This is a genomic window from Lederbergia citri, from assembly GCF_018343625.1.
Taxonomy (GTDB): Bacteria; Bacillota; Bacilli; order Bacillales; family Bacillaceae_C; genus Lederbergia; species Lederbergia citri.
Map to the genome: position 1 here is coordinate 397,118 of NZ_JAGYPG010000004.1, position 12,850 is coordinate 409,967.

Sequence of the window (12,850 nt, forward strand, 5' to 3'; positions counted from 1 at the left end):
GCTAGACTCTGACAGTCCGATGAGATTTATTTGTTTTATTGATACAACGATAGATGTTTAAGATAAAGTTCTTGTATGACAAGCAATTTAAGATATCCTTTTCCTATTCTTTTGTTATGGTCTTCATTTGTTTCTCTGCAAATCTATTTATTGACACCTTTTACGTGTATGTCATCTAAAAAGGATATAAGGAGCTATAAATGAAAGTAAGATAGCCACCGAAAAAAACGGAGATATGAAATTATAGTGATTTATCCAAGGAAAAATTCGACTAAAACTGTAATTGTCCACCAAACGGCATAATCAATTGATTTACATTATGTCCATATATGATAACCCCCTTCGTGAACAAGCTTTTTTAATAGATTTTTAATAAATGCTCCTAGCACCTAACTTCGACAAAAAGGATAAAACCCTATTAGCTCAACTAATTTTAATATTCGGTAGACCTTGCTTACGAAAAGAAAATCAATTGAAAATAATGGGATATATTACCAAGTGGAATTGAAACTTTACAAGAAAACTACATATATAAGCGAGCATTAAAACGAAAGGATTAATGAGATGATAATAATAAGGGGTTTAAAAATAAATTCACTTAAAAAGAAAATTCTGCTCTGGTTTGTAGTAATTTCGTCAATTGTAGTTTTTTTTCATTTGGTTGTTTTTCAGCAATGGATTAGTTCAATCATTCAAGAAAAATCAGATTCATATTTTAGGGAAACAGTCCGGCAAATAGGGAAAAGAGTCGAGATGCAATATCAGAAAATTGACGAGGATGTAAACAAAATTAAAAATAACCAAGTAATAAAAAATTATTTAAAAGACATAGAAAACGATAGGGTAAACTTCAACATCGCTAAATTCAAAATAACAAAGGAAATTTTTAAACTATCTAATCTTGACATGATTGACAATATCTATATCATTCCAGTCAATTATAAACCAATGAACTTATATTATTCTTCACCTATATTTGAGATAGATCAGCAAACTAGAAAAATATTGGAGAGTTTTGATGAACATAAAGCAAATGATGTTATTTGGTCGACAGAAACTAGTCCACTAAAAAACACTGTGATGATGTTTATTCATGATAACGGTGAACTACTTGGCCTGTTAAGAGTTGATGTTAGTGAAAAAATTTTAAAACAAATGGATGAAGTACAACTTGGATATGAAGGAAATATATACCTCGTCAAAGATCATAAAGTCATTTTTGCAAAGAACCGAGATTTGATAAATAAATCAAAAACAATATTAAGTCAGATTTCAGGTACAAAGGTTAGCTATTTATTAGATTACCATGGATGGGAATTAATTGGAGTTGTTCCAGATACAGAAATTGTTACCCAGGTACAGGAAATAAATCATATATTGCTAATTATGGTTTTAGCAATTTTAACGGCGATATTCATCTTCGCAATGATTACAGCCCGACTTATTTTAAGGCCTTTAAAGAAAATTTTAGGAGGCATAGAAAAGGTACAACAAGGTAATCTAGATGTTGTAATAGAGGATACTCAAAATGATGAGTACAGCACTATCATTCATCATTTTAACTATATGGTGGAAAAAGTGAACACATTGATACAGACTGTTTACAAAAAACAGCTGCTCAACAGAAAAGCTGAAATGGCAAATCTTCAATCTAAGTTAAATCCACACTTCCTTTATAACACTCTAGATATGATTTATTGGATGTTGATTATGAAAGATGATGAACAGACCGGCGATGTCATCCGAGTGTTATCTGATATCTTAAGATATTCCATAACGCATCAAGATGATTTTGTTACAGTGGGAGAAGACATGTATCAACTTGAAAATTATTTACATATCCAAAGTTTGAGATATGAAGAAAAACTTCAGTATTCATTTCATATTGATCCAAGTATTTCAGAGAAGAAAATACCAAAGTTATTAATTCAACCTTTGGTGGAAAATTCCATTAAATATGCTTTTCGTGAAATGAAGGATGGAGGAAAAATTCAAATTATTGGATATGGGGAGGAAAATGACATCATTTTTAATGTTGTAGATAATGGGTGTGGCATGTCAAAAGATCAGCTTGAATTGCTATATAAGAAAATGAGTCAAAAGGAAGAAGGGGTTGGAGGTATAGGAATTTGGCTGGTACAACAAAGAATTAAATACTTTTTCGGTGAAAATTATGGTGTATCAATTGATAGCTCGATAAATCAAGGTACAAAAATTACTGTAACGCTAAAAAAGAGGGCAGATTTCAAAGAAGAATATTGGACCGAGACAAATTACTCTGAAACTAACAATTTAATAAAAAGAGGTGAAGATATTGCTTAAAATTATGTTGGTTGATGATGAAAAATCTGTATTGAACGGTCTTGCTTATATTTTAAAAAAACATTGCTCGGAATATGAAATCATGAGCATGGTTCAGAGTGCGGGAGAAGCACTACAGGTATTAGCATTAACTGAATTGGATGTGGTTATTACTGATGTAATGATGCACGAAATGAATGGAATCGAATTAACAAAAAAAATTAAAAACGATTACCCCCATATTTCAGTGATTGTTTTAAGTGGTTATGATGATTATGAATATGTTCGAAATGCTCTGAAAAACGGAGCTTTTGATTATCTATTAAAGCCTTGTAGATACCAGGCAATTATTGAAGTTCTAAAAAATATAGAGAAAGAACACTTTGAGTTGCAAAGTGAAAATAAAAAATCCAAACATGGGAAAATATTAGAAAGACTTCTTAATGGACAACAAGAATTATCTAGTAAATGGACCACCGAAACTTCGATTCATATGGCAGTTATTTCAGCAAATAAGTATGTTGATAAAATATTTGAAAAATTTTATCAAGAACTAGAATATGTGCATGACACGCAAAGAATGGATGCTGTAGTGTTTGAAAATCTTTTCGTAATGATTTTACACAATCCTGTAAGTGTGGAAGTGATGAAAAAAAAGCTCTATAAATATCAACAAAGGTTTTGTTCTAATGGAGTTTCTTCCATCCGAATGGTTTTTCATAGCTTTAATTATTATCCAAAGTGTTTGATGGATGCTTATAAGAATTGCAAACGAATAATAGAATTTATGGAATTTAATGAACTTACTTGTGTGATGGATGATAAGTCTTATACAAAAATGATAGAGAAGCAAAAGTCTATATCAATTACCTCCTATTTCACAGGAAATGAAGTTACTAGAATGCTATTAGGCTATGACGATAGCAAATTGTTGGATTACTTGGAAAGAAATTTAAACCAATTATATCATCTTGATTTTTACCTTGACCCTATTCGATTAAAAAGGGAAATTATTTGGGAAATCGCTTATATAGAAAAAGAGATAAAACAGCACAAATTAGAAGCAGAACTGCCTGACGTCATAGAGGAATTTAAAAAGATCAAAACGTTACGACACTTGTTGAATCTATTAAAACGATATGCAATGTCACTGTATATACAATTTCAAAACAAAGAAGATAGCCCTCACTATATCCGTGCTTCGATCAAATATATAGAGCTTCATTATATGGAGGATATAACATTGCAAAAAGTGGCTGAAACGGTATATCTAAACCCTTGGTATTTAAGTTCTCAATTCAAAAAATATACTTCTAAATCATTTAGTGAATTTTTAAATCAAGTTCGAATTCGTGCAGCAAAAGAATTGTTACGGCATAAAGACCTAAAAGTATATCAAATTTCGGAAATGGTAGGTTTTCAAGATGCTGCATACTTTAGTACTGTTTTTAAACATATAGAGCAAATAAGTCCTAAAGAATTTCAAAAAACAATTTAATAAATTACTAATAAATTTCCTACAAATCTAAGATATTTAAAAGTTATCAAAAACAATAGTTGATAAAATACAAGTAATTTCTAGTAGAGGGGGAGAACAATGAAAAATGTGAAAACGATTACAGTGCTATTGTTGGTAATAGTATTAGTATTGTCTGGTTGTTTGGGCAATAATAAAACCTCACCAAAAACCTCCGGAACAGATAAGGGGGAGAATAGTGGAGGAAGTACTGGTAAAATGACCGATGTAGGGACACCGAGAAGTGAGACTTTAATCGTAGATATTCTAAGCGGAAGAACTGCTGACCCGTTTCGTATGAATCCCTATATGGCAGGAAGTGCGCCACAGGATGCTGGACTACATCAATTATTGCACGCACATCTATGGGAAATTGATACGGTTAAAGGCGAACAAATTCCGGATTTGGCAGCAACCTTTCCAGAACCATTGGATGACACCTTCACGAAGTTTAGCTTCAAAGTCCAAGAAGGTTTAGCATGGTCAGATGGTACTCCGTTTACTGCACATGATGTCGAATATACCGCGAATATGTTATATGAAAACAAAGAACTAGGCTATAGTGGTTATTTTACGAATCTAGTGAAAAGGATGAAGGCTGTAGACGACTATACAATTGAAGTGGAAACAAATAATCCAGAAACAAGATTATCTCAAAAACTAGGTGTTGTCATCTGGGGAAATAGTTTCAGAGTTGTGCCTAAGCATATTTGGGAAAATGAAGATCCGACACAATTTAAGTACTCTGATCCTATAGGAATTGGACCGTATAAATTGAAAGATCGTGACAAACAAGGAAATTGGTTTTTATGGGAAAAACGTGAGGATTGGGAAAAAAGTGATGTAGGAAAATTAGTAGGTGAACCCGGACCTAAATACATCTTATTTAAATCATATGGACCAGAAGAGAAAAGAATTATGGCTGCAATCCAGCATGATTTAGATATTCTTCAGGATATTACCCCAGAAAGTTGGGATATCATAAAGAGCAAAAACGAATATGCAAGGGCTTGGTATGAATCCTTCCCTTATGCAACTATGGATGATCCATGTGAGCGTGGTATGTCATTCAATGTATCTAAAGAGCCATATAACGACCCGGATGTACGTTGGGCATTAGCATTAATGACAGATATTAAGAATGTTTCGATGGCGACATTTGGAGGTATGCTAAGAGTTTCGCCAATCCAGTTGCCACCGGTTGCGGTTCTGCAAGAAAATTATCATAAACCAATGATAGGTTGGTTGAAAGACTTTGAATTAAGTGATGGATACAAGCCGTTTGAAGAAAAATACGCTGAACAAATTGTTGAAGTATTAAAACAACAAGGAATTGATGGTCTACCCGCTGATACTGAAGAAATGGTGGATATATTTGGTGTCGGTTGGTGGAAATATGACCCTGAACAGGCAGCGAAAATGTTGAAAAATGCGGGCTTTTCTCAAAAAGGCGGTAAGTGGATGTTACCGAATGGTAAACCATGGGAAATAACAATTAATGCACCTGCAGACTTCGAAATTCAGTCTATGAGACTAGCATTTGCCGTAGCGGATAGTTGGAGGAAAAATGGTGTCGAAGTGAATGTTCAACAAATGGATGCTGCAACATTCTGGGATAGTGAATCAACGGGGGGATTCGAAGTAGGGTCATATTGGCCAGCCTGTGGATTACTACCGGATACGACAGCTCAAATGGAAGGTTGGCATAAAAAATATGTCGTACCAAACGGTAAGCAAGCTCCTGGTAATAGAGCACGTTGGGAAAACGACCGTGTAAGTAATTTAATTGATGAACTAAATGCATTGCAAAGCGATGATCCAAAAGTCATAGAGAATATAACAGAAATTAATAAAGAATTTGTGAAAGAAATACCTTTCCTTCCTATGGTCGGAACATCTAAGTTTGTTCCTGTTGATACGTACTATTGGGATGGGATACAGACATCTGATAATGCTTACGAGGGCCCATGGTGGTGGTGGTCTCAATTTAAGTTCTACACTCCACATTTTAAGCCTTCAGGCAGATAATAGATGTAAAAACCATGAGGTTGAGAAACCAGGAAGGACTTAATAGCCTGGTTTCTCAATCTTACCTTACTTTAGAAGTTACTTGATAAAACAAGTAGCAGAGGAGTTGAATACACATGAGCTTCTATAAATTTTTGTTTTCTAGAATATTAACGTTTTTATTAGTTATTTTTATTGGTGTTACTACGGTCTTTTTTATACCAAGGTTTTTACCTTCTGACCCGGTGGAAGCAATGATAGGGAGAATGATGTCTCAATCTTCGTTTATGGAGCCGGAAGCGGTTGAATCTATGCGTGCTACATTAAATGAATCATTCGGACTTGAAGGTTCGCTTGTGTCACAGTATGGAGGATTTATTAAACGTGTTGTACTAACTCAAGATTTCGGACCTTCATTGGCAAATTATCCTACACCAGTAAATGAACTGATTGCGCGAGCAATACCATGGACAATGGGACTGTTATTAATTTCAACTTTAATTTCATGGGTAATTGGCAATGCTGTCGGTCTATTAGCTGGTTTTCGTAAAGAAAAATCTTATTCCAAAATACTTGAATCAATCTCAATCGTTTTGTACCCCATCCCTTATTATATTGTGGCGTTAATACTCATCATGTTGCTATCCTATATTTTTCCGATTTTTCCACTTTCAGCAACAATGCAAGGTGAAGTGTTTACTTGGGAATTTATTAAAAGTGTAACCTATAATTCCATTTTGCCAGCCTTATCCATTATGCTCGTAGGAACTGGCTGGTGGGTGATAAGTATGAAAACCTTATCTTCAGGTATTGCAGAAGAGGACTATGTCCACTTCGCTCGATTAAAAGGGCTTAAGGAACGAAAAATCATGACTCGATACGTATTGCCTAACGCTGCATTACCACAAGTAACAATGCTGGCACTACAAATTGGAACTATCTTTAATGGAGCATTAATTACAGAAATATTATTTGGATATCCTGGTCTAGGCACATTAATTTACAGTGGCATTTTACAGGCAGATTACAATTTAATAATGGGAACCATAACCGTTTCAATTCTTGCTGTTGCAATTGCAACGTTTATCGTCGATTTATTGTATCCGTTTTTAGATCCTAGGATTCGATATCGATAAGCAACCTTGGAGATGATAATATGAAAAACTGGAATGTACGATTAAAATTTGGGCTCCTTATCCTTATAGTATTCTTAATATTGGGATTTATTGTTCCTTTTTTCTATAATGGAAACCCTACTGAATGGGGAACGTATCCCAATAATTTACAGCCTAGCTGGGAACATTGGTTTGGCACTACAAACTTAGGACAAGACACGTTTTGGCTGTTAGCAAAAGCGATTCAAAATTCTTTCTTCATAGGTATTTTTGTCGCGTTTTTTGCCACTTTAATTGGCGCGATATTAGGGCTTTGGGCTGGTTTTAAAGGTGGATTTATTGACAGACTTATTACACTACTTACGGACTCTTTTATCGTAATCCCTGCACTACCAATCTTAATTTTACTTGGAAGTATGATGAAGGGAAAAGCTTCATTATTATATATAGCAATTGTATTGATAATCTTTAATTGGCCTTGGCCTGCAAGACAGCTTCGTTCCATGGCGTTATCGTTAAGGGAAAATGACTTCATAAGTACTTCAATCTTCTCGGGTCAAAGTGTCTTAAAAATCATAATGAAAGAAATATTTCCTTTTGTTGCTGGATGGTCGATAGCTAACTTTATTAACACCATATTGGTTGCAATTAGTTCAGAGGCGGGGCTTGCTGTTATTGGAATGTCCAGTAATGAAAAAGCTACTTTGGGAACTATGATTTATTGGGCAAATCAACATCAAGCAATGCTGGCGGGTAGATGGTGGTGGATTGGTTCACCAGTTATTGCAACCACTTTGATATTTATCGCACTATTCCTGGTTATGACAGGGTATCAGCAATATTCTGCATTAAGGAGAGGGAAGTAATATGCTGAAATTAAATGATGTAAGTGCACAGTACAACATATTAACAGGATACGTGAAAGCTGTAGATAAGGTTGATTTTGAAGTCAAAAAAAATGAGATATTCGGTATAGCAGGTGAATCAGGTTGTGGGAAATCTACATTATTGAAGGTGATGTACGATCTAATCCAATATCCGTTGGAAATTTCAAATGGAAATGTAGAAATTCATTCCTCTGATAAATCTGGTACCCCAGTTATTTATAACAATGGAGAAATTCATAAAAGCTGGTGGAAGGTAATTTCCTATGTACCACAAGGGGCTATGCATGTCATGAATCCAGTTGCTAGGATAAAGAATCAATTTTTTGATGCAATCAGTAAATACCATGACATTACTGACAAAAAGGTCCTCCAGCAAGAAATTCTAAATTACTTGAAAGAATTGGAATTACCTCCCGAAGTTTTGAAGGCATTTCCTCATCAATTAAGTGGTGGTATGAGGCAACGAATTCTTATTGCTCTTGCTACCTTTTTAAAGCCAGATATTGTTTTGGCGGATGAACCAACCACTGCGTTAGATGTTGTTGTTCAAAGAGGAATATTAACAATGTTAATGCAAGTACAAAAGAAGATGAAAAATTCAATTGTCATCGTTTCCCATGATATGGGGGTTCATTATCAAATTACAAACAGAATGGGGATCATGTATGCAGGCCAAATGATTGAGGTAGCACCGACTGAAGAAATTTTCAATAATCCACGCCATCCATATACTAAAATGTTAATAAATGCCATTCCTAAAATAGGAGATAACAGTTCAAGGGAAGGAATACCTGGTACACCACCTAGTTTAAAAAATCCTCCAGTTGGCTGTAGATTTGCTGCACGCTGTCCACATGCTATGGATATTTGTCGTACTGTGGAGCCTGAAAGGGTTTATATGTCAGAAGAACATTATGCTAGCTGCCATTTGCTAAATTAAGTGGCGAGGAAAGGAAGGTTGCTCATGGCTCAGAATATTTTGGAAATCAATGATCTCTCCCGTCAATTTAAGATTGGTGGAATGATCTTTGGAAAAAAGCTTACGGCTGTGGATCAAGTATCCATTTCACTGGCTGGTGATAAACCACAGATTATGAGCATTGTCGGGGAATCTGGTTGTGGAAAAACAACGATGGCGAAAATGATTCTGCAACTGCTAGAACCGACATCGGGTAATATCGTAATAGATGGTGTACCGTTATCTCATTATGCAAAACGAAAAAATCGAAAAGAATTTTATAAAATGGTGCAACCAATTTTTCAAAATCCATTTACATCTTTTAGTTCAAGAAAAAGAGTAGACTCATATCTTTATGAAACAGCAATAAATTTAGATATTGCAAAAACAAGAAAAGAAGCTAAAGCTGTTGTTTCTGAAGTGCTAGCTTCTGTAGGTATTGAGATTGATCATGTCATTGGCAAATACCCAAACCAGTTCTCAGGAGGAGAATTGCAACGAATTTCTATTGCCAGAGCGTTGATTCCAAAGCCAAAATTAATTGTTGCAGATGAACCCGTCGCGATGATAGACGCGTCTTTACGGATGAATATCGTCAATTTGTTTAAAAAACTAAAGGATGAATACAATGTTAATTTTATTTATATCACTCATGATTTATCAACAGCCTACTATGTGAGTGACTATATTGCTACCATGTATCGAGGTAATTTAATTGAATTTGGTTATGCCAAGAAGGTATTAAATGAACCAGCTCATCCTTACACGGAACTACTATTGGATTCGATTCCACGCGTAGGGAGAAAATGGGACCAAGATGTCGCACCACCCGTCATGGAGAGTAAAGAATATGAGATGGAAGGATGTAAATTTGCTGGTAGATGTATATACGCAAAAGAAATCTGTCATACAACAAAACCTGATATGATCCACCTTAATCAACAACATAAAGTTTTATGTTTTAAACATAATGATTATAAACCTGAAAATCATATAAGAGTATATGAAAAATTAGATAGATCGAGTTCTGATGAATTTAAAATAACTATGTAAAAACAAGGAAGTAAGTAATCAAGTTACGAAAAAAGGAGAGATACATCTATAAATCTACTAACCTCTTTTGTTAATAAATATATTAGAAAATTAATATTTAAGATGAATTTAGGAGGAGAAATATGTTAGGGCCATTAGGTAATATTTTTCAATTAAAAGACAACATCAAAACAAAAAGAATATCTAGTTACGATAAGACTGGTGGAAATGCAGATAAAATTGTCATTCCTGCAGGTGAAACAACTGAAATTGCAAGAATTGATGGAGCTGGAATCATCAAACATATATGGATTACGATTTCAACGCAAGATCCTTTCATTAGGCGAAATGCCATTATTAGAATGTATTGGGATCATGAAGAGAATCCTAGCGTCGAAGCTCCTATTGGTGATTTTTTCGGGCAAGGATGGGGGGAAGAGTATAATTTTATCTCGCTTCCACTTGCAGCAGCGCCAGCGGGAGGACGGGCCTTAAATTCTTATTTTCCAATGCCATTTGGTGATGGAGCTGTAATCACTATTGAAAATGAATCGGAATGCGATATTGATAGTTTCTATTATTATATCGATTATGAAGTTCATCCTTCAATCCCAAAATCTGCAGGTAGATTTCATGCTTGGTGGAATCGAGAAATCACCGAAGTTCATCCAGAAGAAGGTGAAACAGAATGGGGAGTGATTGCTCAGCAAGCAAACAATCCAACTGATCAACATAACTATCTCTTTGCAGATATTGAAGGTAAAGGCCAATTCGTAGGAATCAATTATTACGTAGATAGCCCTGGCCCGATGTGGTATGGAGAAGGAGATGACATGTGGATGATTGATGGGGAATCTTGGCCAGGCTCACTCCATGGTACAGGAACAGAAGACTTTTTTAACAGCTCTTGGTGTCCAAATGAACTTTATTTGCATCCTTATTTCGGGTATGCAAGAATACCAGAAAAATATGGATGGATGGGAAGAACGCATTGCTATCGCTTCTTTTTTGAGGATCCAATTTATTTTGATAAATCCTTACGAGCTAGTATCGAGCATGGTCACGATAATAATTTAACACTTGATATATGTACAGTTTCTTATTGGTATCAAACAGAACCACATAAAATATTTCCCAACATTCCTAGTAAAGCTCTTCGTATAAATATGCCCGAAATAACTGTGCGAGATGTTCACAAATGGAGACATGAATGGAGAAAAGCATTAGGAAATGGGAAAAAGCTTTGGGGGAATGAAAGCATATAGGTATACGAAAAGTTCGTAATCATTTGAAACTAATATAACCGAGGTCTATTGATAATAGTAGAAGAAAAAAAATTTTAAAAAACAATGTGCTCTTTAACTTCACATGTTCCATGACTTAATAGGTACTGAATATGAAGAAACGAGAATATTGAATCAGTATTGCCAAGGTTGTTGTAACTGGAGTGGGAAAAAATAGAGGCGTCTTTACTAGTAAGGAACACCCTCTTTTTTTTTTACAAAAAAAGGAGTACACGGTGACCTTGGCTTGTTTCGGTATCAAACCGAACTCCAAGCTACTTTACCAAACTTCCAAGTAAGGATGAATTGGAAATAATATAAACGAAAAACACGTGCTCTAAATATAGGGTACGTGTTGTTTGCTAAAATTTTGAAAGAATGGAGCGTGAAAAAATTGAACATATTAGATAAATTTAATCTGAATGATCATGTTTCAGTTGTGACTGGGGCCGCAAGGGGATTGGGTAAGGCTATGGCTGAAGCGTTAGTTCAAGCAGGTTCAAATCTTGTGATTGCGGATATAGATTACGAGGAAGCTACAAAAACTGCTAAGAAGTTAATGAAAGAATCGGGTAAAGAAGTTTTGGTGGTCGGAACCGATGTAACGAAAGAAGATAGCGTTAATAATATGGTCGATAATGTAGTCGGACATTTTGGGAAAATTGATGTTTTAATAAATAATGCTGGGATCGTCATTAATGAAAAAGCGGAAGAGATGTCAATTGAAAATTGGTATAAAGTAATCGATATTAATCTTAATGGTGTTTTTATCGTTTCAAAAGCTATAGGAAAGGTGATGATCAGGCAAAAAGGAGGTTCAATCATCAATGTTTCCTCAATGTCAGGAATCATTGTGAATACCCCGCAATGTCAATCATCATATAATGCTTCAAAAGCAGGTGTCATTATGTTGACGAAAAGTCTGGCGATGGAGTGGGCAAAACACAATGTTAGGGTTAACGCGATAGCCCCAGGATATATGAAAACGGAACTAACGAAAAAGTTTTTTGAAAACAGTGGTGAGATGGTGGATATGTGGATGAATAGTACTCCAATGGGTAGACCGGGACTTCCTGAGGAATTGGGAGGGATTGCCCTATATTTGGCATCGGATGCTTCTTCTTTTGCGACAGGATCAGTATTTACCATTGATGGTGGTTATACTGCATTATGATTGAAACGAAGTTAGAGAAGGCAGAATACCTTCTCTACTTCCATTTATACAAAACCCACAACAACACCAGCATTACAATATCCAATCTAGCATTAAAGGCAAATTGCATGAATCCTGTATTTAATGAAGGAACTTTTGTTAATAAAATCGCTGCAATCATTATTCCTATCAGTGGAATGACTGCCTGGTGAACCATCTTATTTGCTAAAATGAGGATTCCACAAACAATTTCAATGAAGGCAACGGCGTACATTAAAAATAGTGGAAAAGGGAGTCCTAGATTAATAAATACGTTGCCGAGATCTTCGTTTACGAGTTTCATTAAACCGGATATGATGAACACATAGGCTATTACATAACGAATCAACTTGTGAGATATATTCAATTTTTCCGCTCCTTTAGACGCAATATCCTTACATTAAAACTGTATGCTAGAGTAGGGACAAACCTGACTAAATAAGGAAGTTTTTCTATTGTGGCAAATTCGTGACAATGCATAAAAAGGGATTGCTAAAATATAGAAACCATTGTATATTAAAAGTGTAAAGAAAATGTGAAATAATTCACAAAGAGAAAC

General features: G+C 35.0%; 10 protein-coding genes. 9 read left to right on the plus strand and 1 reads right to left on the minus strand.

The features are described 5' to 3' along the window. Positions 1-564: 564 nt before the first annotated feature. From KHA97_RS21475 to KHA97_RS21515, 9 genes are all read left to right on the plus strand, one after another. The gene (locus KHA97_RS21475) at positions 565-2,322 is read left to right on the plus strand and encodes a sensor histidine kinase (protein WP_213126835.1); all 1,758 of its coding nucleotides are present in this window, start codon (positions 565-567) and stop codon (positions 2,320-2,322) included. After that, entirely contained in the window at positions 2,315-3,799 is a 1,485-nt protein-coding gene (locus KHA97_RS21480; protein ID WP_213126836.1) for a response regulator transcription factor, read from the plus strand. The genes KHA97_RS21475 and KHA97_RS21480 overlap by 8 nt, the downstream gene beginning before the upstream one ends. A gap of 99 nt (positions 3,800-3,898) precedes the next feature. After that, positions 3,899-5,845, plus strand: a complete 1,947-nt coding sequence (locus tag KHA97_RS21485; RefSeq protein ID WP_213126837.1) for an ABC transporter substrate-binding protein — start codon at positions 3,899-3,901, stop codon at positions 5,843-5,845. Between the two features lie 116 nt (positions 5,846-5,961). Further along, positions 5,962-6,960 (plus strand): ABC transporter permease, encoded by a 999-nt coding sequence (locus KHA97_RS21490; RefSeq protein WP_213126838.1) that lies wholly within the window; start codon positions 5,962-5,964, stop codon positions 6,958-6,960. A 20-nt stretch (positions 6,961-6,980) separates the two neighbouring features. Beyond that, positions 6,981-7,805, plus strand: coding sequence for an ABC transporter permease (locus KHA97_RS21495; protein WP_213126839.1), 825 nt, complete (start codon positions 6,981-6,983; stop codon positions 7,803-7,805). 1 nt (position 7,806) lies between these two features. Further along, entirely contained in the window at positions 7,807-8,766 is a 960-nt protein-coding gene (locus KHA97_RS21500) for an ABC transporter ATP-binding protein (protein WP_213126840.1), read from the plus strand. Positions 8,767-8,790: 24 nt separating this feature from the next. Beyond that, positions 8,791-9,837 (plus strand): ABC transporter ATP-binding protein, encoded by a 1,047-nt coding sequence (locus KHA97_RS21505; RefSeq protein ID WP_213126841.1) that lies wholly within the window; start codon positions 8,791-8,793, stop codon positions 9,835-9,837. A gap of 122 nt (positions 9,838-9,959) precedes the next feature. Continuing rightward, a complete protein-coding gene (locus tag KHA97_RS21510; RefSeq protein WP_213126842.1) occupies positions 9,960-11,081 on the plus strand; it encodes a glycoside hydrolase family 172 protein in 1,122 nt (373 codons plus the stop codon). Positions 11,082-11,493: 412 nt separating this feature from the next. Further along, on the plus strand, positions 11,494-12,273 hold the full coding sequence (locus KHA97_RS21515; protein WP_213126843.1) for an SDR family NAD(P)-dependent oxidoreductase: 780 nt from the start codon (positions 11,494-11,496) through the stop codon (positions 12,271-12,273). A gap of 34 nt (positions 12,274-12,307) precedes the next feature. Here KHA97_RS21515 and KHA97_RS21520 read toward each other — a convergent pair whose 3' ends face one another. After that, the gene (locus tag KHA97_RS21520; RefSeq protein ID WP_233713704.1) at positions 12,308-12,658 is read right to left on the minus strand and encodes a DoxX family protein; all 351 of its coding nucleotides are present in this window, start codon (positions 12,656-12,658) and stop codon (positions 12,308-12,310) included. Positions 12,659-12,850 lie beyond the last annotated feature (192 nt).

What these genes read in the sequence shown, in the direction of transcription:
- KHA97_RS21475 (WP_213126835.1), top strand. Translation starts at nt 565, where the DNA reads ATGATAATAATAAGGGGTTTAAAAATAAATTCACTTAAAAAGAAAATT.
- KHA97_RS21485 (WP_213126837.1), top strand. Translation starts at nt 3,899, where the DNA reads ATGAAAAATGTGAAAACGATTACAGTGCTATTGTTGGTAATAGTATTA.
- KHA97_RS21490 (WP_213126838.1), top strand. Translation starts at nt 5,962, where the DNA reads ATGAGCTTCTATAAATTTTTGTTTTCTAGAATATTAACGTTTTTATTA.
- KHA97_RS21495 (WP_213126839.1), top strand. Translation starts at nt 6,981, where the DNA reads ATGAAAAACTGGAATGTACGATTAAAATTTGGGCTCCTTATCCTTATA.
- KHA97_RS21500 (WP_213126840.1), top strand. Translation starts at nt 7,807, where the DNA reads ATGCTGAAATTAAATGATGTAAGTGCACAGTACAACATATTAACAGGA.
- KHA97_RS21505 (WP_213126841.1), top strand. Translation starts at nt 8,791, where the DNA reads ATGGCTCAGAATATTTTGGAAATCAATGATCTCTCCCGTCAATTTAAG.
- KHA97_RS21510 (WP_213126842.1), top strand. Translation starts at nt 9,960, where the DNA reads ATGTTAGGGCCATTAGGTAATATTTTTCAATTAAAAGACAACATCAAA.